This window comes from Inquilinus limosus (genome assembly GCF_051487185.1).
Taxonomy (GTDB): domain Bacteria; phylum Pseudomonadota; class Alphaproteobacteria; order DSM-16000; family Inquilinaceae; genus Inquilinus; species Inquilinus limosus_F.
On sequence record NZ_JAHVDK010000029.1, the window covers coordinates 82,730 to 98,464 of the forward strand.

At 69.1% G+C, this 15,735-nt stretch carries 15 protein-coding genes and 1 tRNA gene; 9 read left to right on the forward strand and 7 right to left on the reverse strand.

What is annotated here, in order from left to right; genetic code table 11:
- Positions 1–272 precede the first annotated feature (272 nt).
- The 5 genes from KXR53_RS27890 to KXR53_RS27910 all read left to right on the forward strand — a co-directional run bounded on the left by KXR53_RS27890 (position 273) and on the right by KXR53_RS27910 (position 5,652).
- Positions 273–2,459 (forward strand): polysaccharide pyruvyl transferase family protein, encoded by a 2,187-nt coding sequence (locus KXR53_RS27890; protein ID WP_437378576.1) that lies wholly within the window; start codon positions 273–275, stop codon positions 2,457–2,459.
- Positions 2,452–4,269: a polysaccharide pyruvyl transferase family protein gene (locus KXR53_RS27895; RefSeq protein WP_437378577.1), complete on the forward strand. Its 1,818-nt coding sequence runs from the start codon at positions 2,452–2,454 to the stop codon at positions 4,267–4,269. Before KXR53_RS27890 ends, KXR53_RS27895 begins: the two co-directional genes overlap by 8 nt.
- Entirely contained in the window at positions 4,269–5,015 is a 747-nt protein-coding gene (locus KXR53_RS27900; protein ID WP_437378578.1) for a class I SAM-dependent methyltransferase, read from the forward strand. Before KXR53_RS27895 ends, KXR53_RS27900 begins: the two co-directional genes overlap by 1 nt.
- 95 nt (positions 5,016–5,110) lie before the next feature.
- Complete coding sequence (locus KXR53_RS27905) at positions 5,111–5,368, forward strand: type II toxin-antitoxin system ParD family antitoxin (protein WP_437378579.1); 258 nt, start codon at positions 5,111–5,113, stop codon at positions 5,366–5,368.
- A complete protein-coding gene (locus KXR53_RS27910; RefSeq protein ID WP_437378580.1) occupies positions 5,365–5,652 on the forward strand; it encodes a type II toxin-antitoxin system RelE/ParE family toxin in 288 nt (95 codons plus the stop codon). The genes KXR53_RS27905 and KXR53_RS27910 overlap by 4 nt, the downstream gene beginning before the upstream one ends.
- Positions 5,653–5,767: 115 nt before the next feature.
- On the opposite strand, the gene KXR53_RS27915 is transcribed toward KXR53_RS27910, so the two are convergent.
- Positions 5,768–5,842 (reverse strand) — tRNA-Val (locus tag KXR53_RS27915).
- Positions 5,843–5,993: 151 nt separating this feature from the next.
- Between KXR53_RS27915 and KXR53_RS27920 the strand changes: the two genes are divergently transcribed.
- From KXR53_RS27920 to KXR53_RS27930, 3 genes are all read left to right on the forward strand, one after another.
- The gene (locus tag KXR53_RS27920) at positions 5,994–6,875 is read left to right on the forward strand and encodes an N-formylglutamate amidohydrolase (RefSeq protein ID WP_437378581.1); all 882 of its coding nucleotides are present in this window, start codon (positions 5,994–5,996) and stop codon (positions 6,873–6,875) included.
- Between the two features lie 30 nt (positions 6,876–6,905).
- On the forward strand, positions 6,906–7,313 hold the full coding sequence (locus tag KXR53_RS27925) for a VOC family protein (protein ID WP_437378582.1): 408 nt from the start codon (positions 6,906–6,908) through the stop codon (positions 7,311–7,313).
- Between the two features lie 172 nt (positions 7,314–7,485).
- Complete coding sequence (locus KXR53_RS27930) at positions 7,486–8,430, forward strand: hypothetical protein (protein ID WP_437378583.1); 945 nt, start codon at positions 7,486–7,488, stop codon at positions 8,428–8,430.
- On the opposite strand, the gene nth is transcribed toward KXR53_RS27930, so the two are convergent.
- Positions 8,427–9,071 (reverse strand): endonuclease III, encoded by a 645-nt coding sequence (gene nth, locus KXR53_RS27935; RefSeq protein ID WP_437378584.1) that lies wholly within the window; start codon positions 9,069–9,071, stop codon positions 8,427–8,429. The two genes, KXR53_RS27930 and nth, sit on opposite strands and share 4 nt — an antisense overlap.
- Before the next feature lie 77 nt (positions 9,072–9,148).
- Between nth and KXR53_RS27940 the strand changes: the two genes are divergently transcribed.
- On the forward strand, positions 9,149–9,667 hold the full coding sequence (locus tag KXR53_RS27940; RefSeq protein WP_437378585.1) for a DUF2244 domain-containing protein: 519 nt from the start codon (positions 9,149–9,151) through the stop codon (positions 9,665–9,667).
- Here the strand turns inward: KXR53_RS27940 and KXR53_RS27945 are convergent.
- The 5 genes from KXR53_RS27945 to KXR53_RS27965 form a co-directional block, all read right to left on the reverse strand.
- A complete protein-coding gene (locus tag KXR53_RS27945; RefSeq protein WP_437378586.1) occupies positions 9,664–10,572 on the reverse strand; it encodes an ADP-ribosylglycohydrolase family protein in 909 nt (302 codons plus the stop codon). The genes KXR53_RS27940 and KXR53_RS27945 overlap by 4 nt on opposite strands.
- 121 nt (positions 10,573–10,693) lie before the next feature.
- Entirely contained in the window at positions 10,694–11,533 is an 840-nt protein-coding gene (gene dapB / locus KXR53_RS27950) for a 4-hydroxy-tetrahydrodipicolinate reductase (protein WP_437378587.1), read from the reverse strand.
- Positions 11,534–11,644: 111 nt separating this feature from the next.
- The gene (gene dnaJ, locus KXR53_RS27955; protein WP_437378588.1) at positions 11,645–12,763 is read right to left on the reverse strand and encodes a molecular chaperone DnaJ; all 1,119 of its coding nucleotides are present in this window, start codon (positions 12,761–12,763) and stop codon (positions 11,645–11,647) included.
- Between the two features lie 134 nt (positions 12,764–12,897).
- Complete coding sequence (gene dnaK, locus KXR53_RS27960; protein WP_437378589.1) at positions 12,898–14,814, reverse strand: molecular chaperone DnaK; 1,917 nt, start codon at positions 14,812–14,814, stop codon at positions 12,898–12,900.
- Between the two features lie 194 nt (positions 14,815–15,008).
- Entirely contained in the window at positions 15,009–15,635 is a 627-nt protein-coding gene (locus KXR53_RS27965; protein ID WP_437378590.1) for a rhomboid family intramembrane serine protease, read from the reverse strand.
- Between the last annotated feature and the right edge of the window lie 100 nt (positions 15,636–15,735).

Consider the following 15,735-nt stretch of genomic DNA (forward strand, 5'->3'; position numbering starts at 1 on the left):
GTTCCTGCGTTTGACGGATGGCTGATTTCGGGCTGCGTGACTTGGACGAAGGGGGATCAGATGGAATCCAGCGACCACCGGCGTCTCAGACGGACACCCGACGCCCGTTAGCGCCGAAGATTCGCGCCTCTCGACGATGACAGCCACTCTCCGCCCGGCCATGGCGCCGGCGGTCGGCAGCTAATCGCGTCCGCGTTTCCGGAAGAGGCCCTTCCGGAAGCGCGGGAGGCCGGTCGCGTCATCCCCCCTCAAACCCACTCTTGGAGGGGAAAGTGGATAAGCACCACAAGGACATGATCTCGTCGCTGAAGGCCGCGTCGGGAGAGGAGGTCCTCGTTCCGGATTATCTGTTCGAGACCTTGTCGAACGCTTTGACCAATGCCCGGGTCATCCCATACAGCGCGGCGGCGCAGCTCAAGTCGCTGGTTCCCGATTGCGCGATCGTGCACAAGGGGCTGATGCCCCGCCTGCCGCGGCAGATCCTGCAGGCGCTGGTGATCCATGGCGATATCCAGCACGCCAACGAGGTGTTCGTCGTGTTCGCCAGGCACGCCGCCGGCGCGAAGCCGTCGGTGCTCGACGTCACCCGTCGCCGCCACAGCCAGCCCGTTCTCGAATATGTCAAGCGCGACACCCGCGTCCGGCTCCGGTCGTCGACGGGGAAGCGGGCGGTGGTGGTCTCGGCCTTCGGCGTCGGCAATGTCGGCGACGACGCGGTCAGCTTCGGCGCCCGCGAGGTCCTGTATCGCAACGGCTTCGACGAGGTCGATCTGGTCGGCCCGAACCCTGACTACGGTGTCATCGACACGGCGGACATGCTCGTGGTCGGCGGCGGCGGGCTGCTCTACGACAGCAGCTTCAGCAACGTCTCGAACTACACCGCGCCGATCCGCTACGCCTATGAGCGCGGCATCCCCAGCGCCGTCCTCGGCGTCGGCACCCAGGGCATCCGGACGACGCTCGGCGCCGCCGCCTACAAGGACGCGCTGTCCCTGGCGCGGCTGGTCACGGTGCGCGAGCGCAGCGACGCCACCCTGCTGACCGAGACGGTGGGGCTGAAGAACGTCCACACCACCGGCGACCTGGCCCTGCTGCTGGCGGACGGGCCGGATAGGATCTCCCTCCGGCGCGACCCGAACCTCGCCGTGCTGTCGCTCAGCCACAGCCTGGAAAGCTGGCTGGCCAAGCGGGACAGCACGATCGACGCCTATCTCGACGAGACGCTCGACGGCCTCGGCAAATCCTATTCCTCGGTGGTCGGCGTGGTCCATTCCGTCGATGACGAGGCGATCTACGAAAGGCTGCGGCAGCGGCGCGAGATCCAGGTCGTCAAGGCGGCCGATTTCGACGTCTCGGCGATCATGGACCTCTACGCCTCCGCCGGCCTCGTGGTCAGCTCGCGGTTCCACGGGCTGCTCTTCTCGGTGATCGGGCGGACGCCGCTGATCCAGGTCTGCGGCCCGACCAGCAAGAGCGGCCGGGCGCTGGCGGAGCGGTTCCCGTCGCTGACCCGCGCCGCGATCCTCTTGGACAACGCCAACCGGAACCTGCGGATCGCGGACGCGGTCGAGTTCGTCCAGCCGGTCGGCGAGGAGGAGCGGGCGGCGGCGATCGAGGGCGCGCGCGAGAACATCCCGCTGCTCGCGACCGTGTTCGACCGCAAGGGGGCCATCATGGTCGAGGCCGTCGCGGCCGAACCGGCCCCGGCATCCGCAAAGGCCCCGCCCGCGGCGAAGACGCCGGAGCCTGCCGCCGCGCCGCCCGCCGCCCCCGCCGCGGCCGATGCGCGGCCGGAGAACCGGGAGATCGTGCTGCCGGACCACGTCGTGGTCACCACGGCCGACTCCATCCGGCTCGCCGTGCCGGTCGACGGCGCCGAGGCCGAGCTGCAGGAGATCGAGGCCCGGCGCTGGCGGAACAGCACGCTGGCCTGCGCCGCCAAGATCCTGAAGCCGGGCGACAAGGTGGTCGATCTCGACCCGGGCTTCCTCTATTTCGCCTCCGCCTTCGGCAACCTCGTCTCCAAGGCGGGATCGGTGTCGGTCGCCTATGAGAAGAGCAAGGGCGAGCCGGTCCTGAAGCAGTACCAGGCCCTCAACGGCAAGAAGACCGACCGGGCGACGATCCGGCTCTGCGATGCCACCGACCCGAAGCAGGTCGCGAAGGCCTGCGACGACGCCAAGCTGGTGCGGCTGCGCCTGTCCGGCCAGATCGCCCGCGACCGGGCGGAGTGCATCCGCGCGATCCGGTCGCGCTCGCCGCATGTCATCCTCGAGGCGCCCGACCTGCCGGCGGTCAGGGCCGCGATCGAGGCCTTCCTGGGCTCCGAGATCGCCCGCGAAGGCCGGCGCATCTTCACCTTCGGCGACTCCGACCTGGTCGAACGCCCGATCTACGAGATCGCCCAGCTCGACGAGACCACCCTGCTTCTCCAGCTCGAAGAGGCGAATCATGGATAAGGAAGCCGTTGTCGTCAGCTTCTACGGCGGAAAGCAGTACTACTACGACTCCGCCTACAACCTCGCCGAGGACTGCAAGAAGCTCGACATCGAGCACGACTTCGAGGAGGTGAAGCTCGGCCCGGACGCCAACTGGGCCGACATCTGCCGCTACAAGGTCAACTACTACTCCCGCAAGCTGGAGGAGTATAAGCGGCCGATCATCTGGGTCGACATCGACACCCGCATCATCAAGCGGCCGGACCCGTTCCTGCGCTGCGAGAGCGACTTCGCGGCCTTCCTGCGGAACTTCAAATATTTCCGGGAATATGATCCGTTCATCTTCGCGCGGACGTTCCACCCCGGGTTCCTGTTCTTCAACTACACCTCGGCGACGCGGCGGCTGCTGGAGCAGCTGGTGGAGCTGGAGAAGACCAGCAAGGAGCGCGGCACCGACGACTACTTCTTCGAGGAAGCCTGGCGGGCGCATTCCGAGCAGCTGCAGGTCACGCTGCTGCCGCCGAAGCGGATCGCCTGGGGCGACAAGCTGGGCGCGGCGGATGCCTGGTTCGCCTTCGGCGACAGCGGCAATGTGCGCGACTTCGTCAAGGAGGTGGCGCAGCACGACGCGCCGATCCTGGAGCCGTCGCGCCAGTACCGCGTGCTCAAGGCCATCTCCGAGCAGGAGCTGAAGGCCGGCAAGCTGCAGAACGCCGCGGTCTATCTGAAGAAGATGACCGACCTCGACCCGTCGCAGGACGACCCGCTCAACACCCTCGCCCGCGTCGCCCGGCGGCAGGAGGGCGAGCAGGCCGCGCTGGCGCTCTATGAGGGGCGGATCTCGCAGCTGCGGCAGGAGGGCGAGTACAGCGAGCGCCTGTCCACGCTGTTGCAGCGGGTGGTCGATTTCTGCATCGAGTTCCACCTGCCGGAGGAGGGCCAGCGCTATGCCGGCGAGCTGCTGCAGCACGGCACCGCCAAGGCGAAGGCCTTCGCCCAGGGCCGGATGCTGCGGCTGGGGCTGGAGGAGCGCGCCAAGGCCGGGGGGCTGGAGCCGAAGCAGCGGCCGCAGCTGTGGTGGATGGAGCAGCCCTATCCCGGCAATTTCGGCGATATCCTGAACCCCTACATCGTCGAGAAGCTGACCGGGCGCCCGCCGCGCTGGGTGGCCGCGGGCAGCGGCGCCCTCGTGATCGGTTCGGTGATCAAATTCGCCAAGAAGGGCACGCCGGTCTGGGGCACCGGCAGCCCGCGCCTGACCGACAAGCTGCACCCGCAGGCGGTGTACAAGGCGGTGCGCGGCCCGCTGACGCGGCGCCTGGTGCTCGACAGCGGCGGCAAATGCCCGCAGGTCTACGGCGACGCCGCGCTGCTGCTGCCGCAGCTGTACCAGCCGAAGGGCACCAAGAAGCATAAGCTCGGCCTGATCCGCCACTTCACCCATGTGGCGGCGCCGCTCGAGGTGCATCCGGACGTCAAGGTGATCGACATCATGCGCAGCTCCTACGCCGACATCGAGGCGTTCCTCGACGAGGTGTCGGAATGCGAGCACATCATCTCGACCTCGCTGCACGGGCTGATCGTGTCCCAGGCCTACGGCATCCCGGTCGGCTGGGCGGTGATGTCGACCAGCGAGACCCAGATCCCGGGCGGCAACACCAAGTTCGAGGACTATTTCGCCTCGGTCGGGCTGAAGGATGTCGAGCCCTTCGACCTGGCCGAGATCGGGACGGTCACGCCCGACCACGCGCGGCTGTGCCAATACGTGCCGGAGCGGATGCCCGACCTGGCGGCGCTGCGCGAGGCCTGCCCGTTCCCGCTCGCGGCCTGATGGGGGAACCTGCACAGGCGATGCCGCAGGCCGTGGTCCGCCGCAGGCGGGACACGGCGTTCCTGAACGAGACGCGGGTGGCGGATCTGGTCCGCCCCCGCCGCTTCGCCAAGGAGCGGCTGATCGCCGAGCGCGCCCGGATGACGCAGGAGATCGGCCCGCTCGATCTGTGGGAGGGCTATCGCGACTTCACCGCGCCCGACGACAGCTTCAAACGGTCCAGCAACGCCGTCCGCACCAGCCACAAATACGGCCGGGTCTACTACCAGCTGGTCCGCCGGTTCCGGCCGTGGACGGTGGTCGAGATCGGCACCGCCTTCGGCGTCTCGGGCATGTACTGGCTGGCCGGGCTCTCGGCCAACCGCCGCGGCCGGCTGGTCACCTTCGACCCCAACCGGCAGTGGCAGGAGATCGCCCGGGCCAACCTGGCCGCGATCAGCCCCCGCTTCACCGCCGTCGCCGACACCTTCGAGGCGGGGCTCGAGGCGGCGGACATCCGCTTCGACCGGCCGGGCATCGCCTTCATCGACGGCATCCATGTCGGCGAGATCGTTCAGGCCCAGGCCGAGCTGCTGATCCCGCGGCTGGCCGGCCGCTGGATCATCGCCTTCGACGACATCCGCTTCAACGACGGCATGTACCGCTGCTTCCGCGAGATCGAGCAGGCGGCTGCGGTGGTGTCGGCCGTGGAGATCGAATCGCGGGTGGGGATCGTCGAGGTGGAGGCGGCGGCGAAGGAGGGGTGAAGCGCTGCCGGAGGCTAGATCTCCCTTTGCGCCAGGGACTGGAAATTCCTGCCCTAATAACTATTATTAAAGCCTGATGTGTCGGAGGATGACCGATGATCAGTGCTGATCTTGGGCCGCAGCTCGAAAGCGTCGTCAAGAAGTTGGTCGAATCCGGCCGCTACGGCTCGAAGAGCGAAGTGCTGCGCGAAGGCGTGCGCTTGGTCGAGGAACGCGAGAAGCGCCTTGCCCTGCTGGACGCCGCCATTGAACGCGGCCTGGCCGATATCGAGGCCGGCCGAACCACGCCTGCCGACGAGGTCTTCGAGCGGCTTGAGCGCAAGTACCGGGCCATGGTGGGGAAAACGGAATGATCGTTGCGCTTTCCGTAGAAGCGGAAAGCGACCTCGAGGCCATTGCCGATTTCATTGCGAAGGACAATCCGGCTCGAGCCCTGAGCTTCGTGCAAGAACTGCGGGCAAGCTGCCGGAGCCTCGCCGACATGCCGATGGGCTACCCGCTTGTCCTACGCTATGAGAAGCAGGGCATCCGTCGGCGCGTGCACGGAAACTACCAGATTTTCTACCGTGTCGATGGGGAGCAGGTCCATGTGGTGCGTGTTTTGCACGGGGCGCGCGACTATGAGGCGCTGCTGTAGGGGCGGTATGCTGTACCACCGCCATACACTGACGAACTGCTCCGCGGGGCATGCCTGCACCTCCGGGGCTGTCCACGACAGAAGCCGCCGGCGTCGCCAAGTTCTTGGAAACCGGTGGTGGGCGCGACTGGGATTGAACCAGTGACCCCTACGATGTCAACGTAGTGCTCTCCCGCTGAGCTACGCGCCCGTTACCGGGAAGGACGGCCGAGGCCGGTCGTCCGCGGGGAGCGCCCATGTAGCATCATCGACCGGGGTGCGCAAGCGTCAAACCAAGCCTGCCGGCCAGCACGCCCATCGGCCCCGTCGACAGCCCCCGGAGGCTGCGATATGACGGTGACATGGATGGTCAAGTCGCCTCGCAGTCGCCGGCGTCCGACGCGGTGGCGATCGCCCTGCCGCCGGGTCGGCGCCTCCCGGTCGTGGTCGCGTCGCCGCACAGCGGCCGCGAATACCCGCCATCGTTCCTGGCCGCGGCACGGCTCGACCCCCATACGCTGCGCCGCTCCGAGGACGGCTTCGTCGACGAGATCTTCGGCGGGGTACCGGGGCGGGGGGTGCCGCTGTTGCGGGCGCTGTTCCCGCGCGCCTTCCTCGACGTCAACCGCGAGGCCTACGAGCTCGACCCCGAGATGTTCGACGACGCGTTGCCGGGCTGGGTCAATACCCGTTCGCCGCGGGTCGTCGCCGGGCTCGGCACCATCGCCCGCATTGTCGCCCAGGGGAAGGACATCTATCGCGGCAAGCTCAGATTCGCCGAGGCGGTGGAGCGGGTCGAGCGTTATTACACCCCCTATCACGCGGCGCTGCGCCGGCTGATCGACGAGACCCGTGCCCAGTTCGGCCACGCCATCCTGGTCGACGCCCATTCGATGCCCTCGCAGGGCGCCTCGCGCACCCCGGGTGGCCGCGCGGTCGACGTGGTGCTGGGCGACTGCTACGGCAGCTCCTGCGCCGCGGCGGTGACCGAGGCGGCGGAGCAGTGGCTGGCCGGCCGCGGCTATGCCGTCACCCGCAACACCCCCTATGCCGGCGGCTTCACCACCCGGCATTACGGCCGGCCGCGCGCCGGTATCCACGCCCTGCAGATTGAGCTGAACCGGGCGCTGTACATGGACGAGGCGACGCTGTCGCCGACCCGGGGCCTGGCCCGGCTGACCGCCGACATGACCGATTTCGCCGCCGCCCTCGGCGCGATCGGGCAGGAGGCGCTGTCGGGATAGGGGAACCGCCGGGAGAGGGAGGGGATCGCCATGAGCCTCTTGGTCAATATCGACGTGCCCGATCTCGACGTCGCGGTCGCCTTCTACACCGCGGCCTTCCGCCTCACGGTCGGGCGCCGTTTCGCCGGCGAGGCGGTGGAGCTGACCGGCTGGCCGGCCCCGGTCTACCTGCTGCGCAAACCGGCCGGCACGGTCGGCGCCGGCGACAGCCGCCGCAGCTACGCCCGGCACTGGACGCCGGTGCATCTCGACGTGGTGGTGGACGATATCGCGGCGGCGCTGCAGCGCGCGGTCGCGGCCGGCGCCGTGGCCGAGGGCGAGATCCGCACCGCGGTCTGGGGCAGGCTGGCCGGGCTGGCCGATCCCTTCGGCCATGGCCTGTGCCTGATCGAGTTCCTCAACCGCGGCTACAACGAGATCGCCGACCGCCCGGCCTGACCGGCGAGCGCCTTCTCCCTCGACGGACGAGAGAACGGTTCTGTCCCTCCTTACTTTCCTGTAAAGGATAGCCCGCGGACAGAGCCGCGCCGCCGGCGGCGGCCCCGCCGCCCGCCCACGACGCGCAGGGCAGGGAGCTTCATCCGTCCAATCCGGGAGAGCAGGGCGAAGGATGACCCGCGAATTCATCAACGTCATTTCCACCAAGCGGTCCGGCCATCACGCCTTCGTCCGCTGGCTGCGGCAGCACCGGGACACGCCGACCGCCTTCGCCAACAACCTGGTGATCGGCGAGCCGATCCGGTCGCGCCTGCTGCGCCTCGACCGTCCCCCGGCGCCGGGCAAGAGCGCGCCCGACGCCGTGATCTTCAACTATGAAGGGGTGACGCGGCTGGGGCTCGAGGTCGCCTGGCGGCTACAGCGCGTGGCGGACGGCCGGATGGTGGACCTGCTGTTCCTGCGCGACCCGCTGAACCTCTGCGCCAGCCTCCTTCACCGCAAGCGGCTCGTCCGGCTCGACCTGGTGATGATCCTGCGCCAGCTCTTCGCCGAGCGCGACTGGCTCGAAGCCTATGCCGAAGGTGCCGTGCCCGGCCTCTCCCTGATCGGCTACAACGCCTGGCTGACGGATGCGGCCTATCGCCAGCGGGTAGCGGATCGGCTCGGGCTGCGGTCGAGCGAGCGCGTCACCGCCGTCACGCGGCACGGAGGCGGCAGCTCGTTCAAGGATCTCGCCAGCGTCGGCGATGACGAGGCCCGGCGCCTGACGACGCGCTGGCACGGCTATCGCGAGGATTCGCTGTTCGGTGTCCTGCTGACCCATCCCAGGCTGCTGCCGTGGTTCGAGGCCGCGCTTGCCGGTGAGATCAGGGACAGCTTCGGCGCCGACCTGGCCGACCCGGACGGGCTGGCCCATCTGCGGGCGACCGCCCGGTCCCGGCCACGGCATCCCTTCATCGACCGCATGATCGACTCCCTGGCGGACCGGCAGGACCTGTTCCACCGCATCGAATCCGGCACGTCCTTCGAGAAGAAGCTCGGGATCGCCCGGGCCCATCTCGCGGTGCTGGCCGGGCCAAGCCGGCGGGCCGGCGAGCGGGCGAAGCAGACCGTTTAGGCCGGAACCGACGCGGTCTTCTCCGGCCATTCGCACAGATCGGCGACGGGGCAGGCCGGGCACAGCGGCTTGCGCGCCTTGCAGGTGTAGCGGCCGTGCAGGATCAGCCAGTGATGCGCGTGCCGCTTCCAGCGGTCCGGCGTCACCCGCTCCAGCACCCGCTCCACCGCGTCCGGCGTCTTGCCCGGGGCCAGGCCGGTGCGGTTCCCGACCCGGAAGATGTGGGTGTCGACGGCGATGGTCGGCTCGCCGAAGGCGACGTTCAGCACGACATTGGCGGTCTTTCGGCCGACTCCCGGCAGCGCCTCCAGCGCCGCCCGGTCGCGCGGCACCTCGCCGCCGTGCTCGCGCAGCAGGATCTCCGACAGGGCGATGACGTTCTTCGCCTTCATGTTGTAGAGGCCGATGGTGCGGATGTAGCGCGACAGCCCCTCCACCCCCAGCGCCACCATCTTCTGCGGCGTGTCGGCGACGGCGAAAAGCGGCCCGGTCGCCTTGTTCACCCCGACATCGGTGGCCTGCGCCGACAGCACCACGGCGACCAGCAGGGTGTAGGGGTTGTGGTAGCTCAGCTCGCTCTTGGGCTCTGGCATGCGGGCGGCGAGGCGAGCATAGAAGGTATCGATGGCGGCGGGCGTCATGCGCCGCAGCCTAGCGGGGCGAACGGAGGCGCGCCATCGGCCTTTGCCATGCGGCTGCCGCGGCCTATGCTTGTTCCATGCGCAGCAGCAGCATCACCCGGATCGGCGCCCACGGGGCTGCCGACGATCGCGCGCCGGTCCTGTTCGAGCGGCTGCTGCGGCCGAAGCGCAGCCTGGGCCCCTTCGGCTTCTGGCTGGTGATCGGTGTGGTCGGCGTCACCAGCCTGTTCAACGGCGTCCTGTTCCTGATCCTCGGCGCCTGGCCGGTGCTCGGTTTCTACGGCCTCGACGCGGTGCTTCTCTATTGCCTGATGCGGTCGAATCTGCGCCGGGCGGGGCGCAGCTGGGAAAGCCTGCGCGTGACCGCGGACCGGCTGGTGATCGAGCATGGCGACCATCGCGGCGTGCTGCACCGGATCGAGCTGCAGCCCTACTGGCTGCGGGTCGAGGTCGACCGCAGCGAGATCGGCCAGAACCGGGTCACCCTGACCAGCCACGGCCAGCGCGTCGCCATCGGCGGCTTCCTGGCGCCGTCCGACCGCGCCGACCTGGCGCGCGACCTGTCGGCGGCGCTCGACCGGCTGCGCGGGGCCTAGCCTCGGGCAATCAGCCTGTCCGCAGTCTCCACGATGCGCTGCCGCCATGCCAGTGGATCCAGCCATCGCTGGGGAATGCCGGACATCCCGTACAGCGCGCCGGCGAGCTGGCCGGTGACGGCACCCACCGAATCGGCGTCGTCCCCGAGATTGACCGCGAGGACCAGGGCATCCTCAAAGCTGTCCGTGCTGTCCACTGCCCATAACGCCGCTTCCAGCGTGTGGATGACGTAGCCCGACGACTGGATCAGGGGGCGCGGCAGGCCATGCCAATCGCCGCGGGCGATGGCCTGAATCTTCTCCGCACCGTTCCAGACACGGGGTGCCAGAACCTCGGGTTTGGTGGCGCCGAGGATCGCCGATCGCAAGCGCTCACTGAAGAAGACGCAGGCTTCCGTCGCCTCCCGGGCGCCATGGGTGGTCCGGCTCTGGTCCGCGGCGATACGTCGCCCGGCCTCGGCGTCTCGCAGGGTAAAGAGGACAGCAGGTGCCAGGCGCATCAGCGACCCGTTCCCGGCTGTGGTCGGGTCGGTCGAGCCGGCGAAGGGGCCGCCGCCGTGCAGATAGTGGTCCAGGGCCTGTCGCGTTGCGATGCCGATATCGAAACACGCACCGGTGCAGGAATAGGCGCCCTCCCGCCACCACGAGACAAAGCGGTCCATCACATCGTTTGCATCGAATCCGCCGCGCGCAATCAGGCTGTCGGCCAAGGCGAGCGCCATGCTGGTGTCGTCGGTCCACTGACCGGGTTCCAGCCCGAACGGTCCGCCGCCGGTCATTTCCCGATGGTGGGGCTGGGAGTCCCGGGCGCTGAATTCGAGCGTGGTGCCCAGCGCGTCACCAACCGCGAGGCCGACCAGCGCGCCGCGTGCCCTGTCGGTAATATCGTCCGGTGTCGAAGTCATACTGCAGCGTACCATCCGGCCGTGGCATCACCGTCTGCGGAGAGAGTCCGTTGCCGGCCGCCCGTCTGTTCCGATCGGATGCAGGTTGGGCTCGCTTCCGGCGAGCCCAACCTGCACGATCTCAGCCCAGCCCCAGCACGTCGGCCATGGTGTAGAGGCCGGGGGCGCGGCCGCGGCCCCACAGCGCCGCCTTGACCGCGCCGCGGGCGAAGATGCCGCGGTCGGTCGCCCGGTGTGCCAGCTCGATGCGCTCGCCCGTGCCGGCCAGGATCACCGTATGCTCGCCGACCACGTCGCCGCCGCGCAGCGTGGCGAAGCCGATGGCGGCGTCCGGGCGCTTGCCGTCGCGGTCGATCGCCTTGGCCGCGTCGAAATCGACTCCGCGGCCCTCGGCGGCGGCGCGGCCCAGCAGGATCGCGGTGCCGGAGGGGGCGTCGATCTTGTGGCGATGGTGCATCTCCACCACCTCGATGTCCCAGCCGGCGGCGTCGAGCGCACGGGCGGCTTGGCGCACCAGCGCCGCCAGCAGGTTCACGCCCAGGCTCATATTGTAGGATTGGATGATCGGGGTGTGGCGCGCGGCCCGGCCCAGCGCCGCCAGATCCTCGGCGGAGAAGCCGGTGGTGCCGACGACATGCACCGCCTTGCCCTGCGCCGCCAGCGCGGCGAAGCGGACCGAGGCCTCGGGCCGGGTGAAGTCGACCACCGCGTCGGCGGTGGCGAAGAGCTGCACCGGGTCGTCGCCGACGATGACGCCGCAGGCCGGCCGCCCGGCCACGAGCCCGGCATCCTGGCCGACCGCGGCGCTGCCCTCGTGCTCGACCGCGCCGTGCAGCACCACCGAGCCGTCGGCGATGTCCAGCACCGTCTGCACCAGCATCCGGCCCATCCGGCCGGCAACGCCGGTGATGCCAAGCTTGAGGGGGCCTTGCACGGGGCGGGGGGTGTCGCCGGCGGTCATGCGGCAGGGTCCTTCCAAGATGGTCGCGGCGCGTGCCGATCCACGGGTTAGGTCCTCTGGATTGCCACGCCCCTTCGGGGCCTGCAATGACGAAACCCGAAGAGGCCGCCGCTACTCCTTGAAGAACTCCTTCACCTTGGCGAAGAAGCCCTGGCTCTCGGGGCTGGTGCCGCCGCCGCCTTCGCGCTCGAACTCCTCAAGCAGCTCGCGCTGGCGCTTGGTCAGGTTGACCGGGGTCTCGACCTGCAGCTCGACATACATGTCGCCGCGGCCGGCCGAGCGCAGCATCGTCATGCCCTTGCCGCGCAGGCGGAAGCGGGCGCCGGACTGGGTGCCGGCCGGCACCGTGATCTTGGCACGGCCGCCGTCGATCGCCGGGATCTCGATCGGCCCGCCCAGCGCCGCCGTGGTCATCGGGATCGGCGCCTTGCAGAACAGGTCGGCGCCGTCGCGCTGGAACAGCGGGTGCGGCCGCACCGACAGGAAGATGTAGAGGTCGCCGGGCGGTGCGCCGCGCATGCCGCTCTCGCCCTCATTGGCCAGGCGGATGCGGGTGCCGTCGTCGACCCCAGGCGGGATGTCGACCTTCAGCGTCTTGTCCTTGCGCGTGCGGCCGGAGCCGCCGCAGTTCCGGCAGGGGTTTTTGATCACCCGGCCCTGGCCGCCGCAGCTCGGGCAGGTGCGCTCGACCGTGAAGAAGCCCTGGGAGGCGCGGACCCGGCCGGCGCCGCCGCAGGTCGGGCAGGTCACCGGCTGGCTGCCGGGCTCGGCACCCGAGCCGTCGCAGACCTCGCAGGCGACCGAGGACGGCACCTTGATCGTCGCCTGCTTGCCCTGGAACGCCTCCTCGAGCGTGATCTCGAGATTGAAGCGGACATCGGCGCCGCGCCCGGCCTGGGCGCGCGGGCCGCGGCGGCCGCCCATGAAGTCGCCGAACATCTCCTCGAAGATGTCGGCGAAGCCGCCCGAGAAGTCTGCCCCGCCCGGGCCGCGCGGCCCGGCGCCGTCGAAGGCGGCGTGGCCGAAGCGGTCATAGGCGGCGCGCTTCTGGTCGTCCTTCAGGACGTCATAGGCCTCGTTGATTTCCTTGAACTTCTGCTCGGCGGTCTTGTCGCCCGGATTGCGGTCCGGGTGGTACTGCATCGCGAGCTTGCGATAGGCCTTCTTGATCTCGTCCGCGCCGGCGCCGCGCGCTACCCCCAACAGATCGTAAAAGTCCTGCTTCGCCATGCGGATCCTCGTGCCGAACCGGGAGAGCCCTCGATGGCCCCGGCCCGGATGAAACCGCCCCCGCGCGGCCCCTCACGGACCTCGCGGGGGCGGCGTCTGCCCCTTATCGTCGTACCGCGGTCATGCGCCCGCGATCACGCCGACTTCTTCTTCTTGTCGTCGTCGACTTCCTCGAAATCGGCGTCGACCACGCCGTCATCCGGCTTCGCCGAAGCCTGCTCGCCACCCGGGGCGGCGCCCGACTCCTGGCTGGCCTTGTACATGGCCTCGCCGATCTTCATCGCCGCCTGGGCCAGGGCCTGGGTCTTGGCCTTGATCTGCTCGGCGTCCTCGCTGGTCAGGACCGACTTCAGATCGGCGATCGCGCTCTCGACCGCCGCCTTGTCGGCCGCTTCGGCCTTGTCGCCGAACTCGGCCAGCTGCTTCTCGGTCGAATGGATCAGCGCATCGGCGTGGTTGCGGGCCTCGACCGTCTCGCGCCGCTTCTTGTCGGCGGCGGCGTTGGCCTCGGCGTCCTTGACCATCTTGTCGATGTCGGCATCGGACAGGCCGCCCGAAGCCTGGATGCGGATCGCCTGCTCCTTGCCCGTCGCCTTGTCCTTGGCGCCGACATTGACGATGCCGTTGGCGTCGATGTCGAAGGTCACCTCGATCTGCGGCATGCCGCGCGGGGCAGGCGGGATGCCGACCAGGTCGAACTGACCCAGCAGCTTGTTGTCGGCCGCCATCTCGCGCTCGCCCTGGAACACGCGGATGGTCACCGCGGTCTGGTTGTCCTCGGCGGTCGAGAAGGTCTGGCTCTTCTTGGTCGGGATCGTGGTGTTGCGCTCGATCAGCCGGGTGAACACGCCACCCAGCGTCTCGATGCCCAGCGACAGCGGGGTGACGTCAAGCAGCAGCACGTCCTTGACCTCGCCGCGCAGCACGCCGCCCTGGATCGCGGCGCCGACGGCCACGACCTCATCCGGGTTGACGCCGCGATGCGGGTCCTTGCCGAAGAACTGCTTCACCGTGTCGATGACCTTGGGCATGCGGGTCATGCCGCCGACCAGGATCACCTCGTCGATCTCGCTGGCCTTCAGGCCGGCGTCGCGCAGCGCGGCGCGGCACGGCTCGACCGTGCGCTGGATCAGGTCGTCGACCAGCGCCTCGAGCTTCGCCCGGGTCAGTTTGATGTTCAGGTGCTTCGGGCCGGACGCGTCGGCGGTGATGAAGGGCAGGTTCACCTCGGTCTGGACCGAGGAGGACAGCTCGATCTTCGCCTTCTCGGCTGCTTCCTTCAGGCGCTGCAGGGCCAGGCGGTCGCGGCGCAGATCGATGCCCTGCTCCTTTTTGAACTCCTCGGCCAGGTAGTCGATGATCTTGGCGTCGAAGTCCTCACCGCCCAGGAAGGTGTCGCCGTTGGTCGACTTCACCTCGAACACGCCGTCGCCGATCTCGAGGATCGAGATGTCGAAGGTGCCGCCGCCGAGGTCGTAGACCGCGATCGTGCCCGACGCCTTCTTGTCCAGGCCGTAGGCCAGGGCGGCCGCCGTCGGCTCGTTGATGATGCGCAGCACCTCGAGCCCGGCGATCTTGCCGGCATCCTTGGTGGCCTGGCGCTGGCTGTCGTTGAAATAGGCCGGGACGGTGATGACGGCCTGCGTCACCTTCTCGCCCAGGAACGCCTCGGCCGTCTCCTTCATCTTCTGCAGGGTGAAGGCGGAGATCTGGCTGGGCGCGTATTTCTGGCCGCGCGACTCGACCCAGGCGTCGCCGTTGTCGCCGGAGACGATCTGGTAGGGGACGAGGCCCTTGTCCTTCTGGGTCATCGGGTCGTCGTAGCGGCGGCCGATCAGGCGCTTGACCGCGAAAATCGTGTTCTCGGGGTTGGTCACCGCCTGGCGCTTCGCCGCCTGGCCGACCAGCCGCTCACCCGACTCGGTGAAGGCGACGATCGACGGCGTGGTGCGCGCGCCTTCCGCATTCTCGATCACCCGCGCCTGCGTCCCATCCATGATAGCGACGCAGGAATTGGTGGTGCCGAGGTCGATACCGATGACTTTGCTCATCTCTTCCTCATTCCTTCAGCAGGTCGCGGCTGGCCCTCGGTGAGGCACCGCCGGGACCCCCAATCGATCTCATGCCGCGCGGGGCGGCTTTTGCTTCCCCGGTCATATAGGCGGCGCGTCCTCGGGCTGCAACGTCGAGTCTTCAGGATTGTGACGGCCCGGAAGGTTGTGGCCGCCGGGTCACGCCCGGCCCGTCACGCTCGCCGGGGCGCGCCCAGGACGAAGCCGGCCAGGAAGCCGCCGATATGGGCCTGCCAGGCGATCTGGGCGTCCACGCCCATGAGGCCGCCGCCCAGCAGCGCGAACACGGCGTTCACGACGATGGTGAAGCCGATCAGGTTCAGGGCCAGCCGCCGCCCGGCCGGATCGTGCCGCGCCAGCGCCAGCCGGCAGAAGGCGCCGATGCAGCCCGACACCGCGCCGGAGGCGCCGATCAGCGTGGTCTCCTCGCCCCAGGTGGCGGCGATCTGGACCAGTGCCGCGACCACGGTCGTCACCAGCAGCAGCACGGTGTAGCGGCGGGGGCCGTATTGCCGCTCGCAGACGCTGCCGAAGGCCAGGAAAAAGCCGAGATTGGCGATCAGGTGGATCGGCGCGGAGTGCACCAGGGCGTAGAACACCAGCGACGCGATCACCGTCAGCGCATCGAGCGGCGACAGCTGGCCGAGATACTGGAAGAAGGCCGGAACCACGGCCATGCGGTAGACGACCGGCGCCCAAACCTGCTGCGGCAGCAGGTGGATGGCGGCGAAGACCGCGATCATCGCGCCGCTCAGCCACAGCGTGATCGGCGGGACGTTGAAGATCGGCTGGCGCGGCATGGCCCCTCGGGCGCTCGGATGCGGGTCCGGGCCTCATACAGGAGCGGGACGGCGATCGGAAGCCCGCCGCGCTTCCCCGCGCGGTCGTGCCGCGATGCGG

Excerpts from the sequence above, each read along its gene's own strand:
- KXR53_RS27895 (WP_437378577.1), top strand. The coding sequence starts at position 2,452 with ATGGATAAGGAAGCCGTTGTCGTCAGCTTCTACGGCGGAAAGCAGTAC.
- KXR53_RS27900 (WP_437378578.1), top strand. The coding sequence starts at position 4,269 with ATGGGGGAACCTGCACAGGCGATGCCGCAGGCCGTGGTCCGCCGCAGG.
- KXR53_RS27905 (WP_437378579.1), top strand. The coding sequence starts at position 5,111 with ATGATCAGTGCTGATCTTGGGCCGCAGCTCGAAAGCGTCGTCAAGAAG.
- KXR53_RS27910 (WP_437378580.1), top strand. The coding sequence starts at position 5,365 with ATGATCGTTGCGCTTTCCGTAGAAGCGGAAAGCGACCTCGAGGCCATT.
- KXR53_RS27920 (WP_437378581.1), top strand. The coding sequence starts at position 5,994 with ATGGATGGTCAAGTCGCCTCGCAGTCGCCGGCGTCCGACGCGGTGGCG.
- KXR53_RS27925 (WP_437378582.1), top strand. The coding sequence starts at position 6,906 with ATGAGCCTCTTGGTCAATATCGACGTGCCCGATCTCGACGTCGCGGTC.
- KXR53_RS27930 (WP_437378583.1), top strand. The coding sequence starts at position 7,486 with ATGACCCGCGAATTCATCAACGTCATTTCCACCAAGCGGTCCGGCCAT.
- nth (WP_437378584.1), bottom strand. The coding sequence starts at position 9,071 with ATGACGCCCGCCGCCATCGATACCTTCTATGCTCGCCTCGCCGCCCGC.
- KXR53_RS27940 (WP_437378585.1), top strand. The coding sequence starts at position 9,149 with ATGCGCAGCAGCAGCATCACCCGGATCGGCGCCCACGGGGCTGCCGAC.
- KXR53_RS27945 (WP_437378586.1), bottom strand. The coding sequence starts at position 10,572 with ATGACTTCGACACCGGACGATATTACCGACAGGGCACGCGGCGCGCTG.
- dapB (WP_437378587.1), bottom strand. The coding sequence starts at position 11,533 with ATGACCGCCGGCGACACCCCCCGCCCCGTGCAAGGCCCCCTCAAGCTT.
- dnaJ (WP_437378588.1), bottom strand. The coding sequence starts at position 12,763 with ATGGCGAAGCAGGACTTTTACGATCTGTTGGGGGTAGCGCGCGGCGCC.
- dnaK (WP_437378589.1), bottom strand. The coding sequence starts at position 14,814 with ATGAGCAAAGTCATCGGTATCGACCTCGGCACCACCAATTCCTGCGTC.
- KXR53_RS27965 (WP_437378590.1), bottom strand. The coding sequence starts at position 15,635 with ATGCCGCGCCAGCCGATCTTCAACGTCCCGCCGATCACGCTGTGGCTG.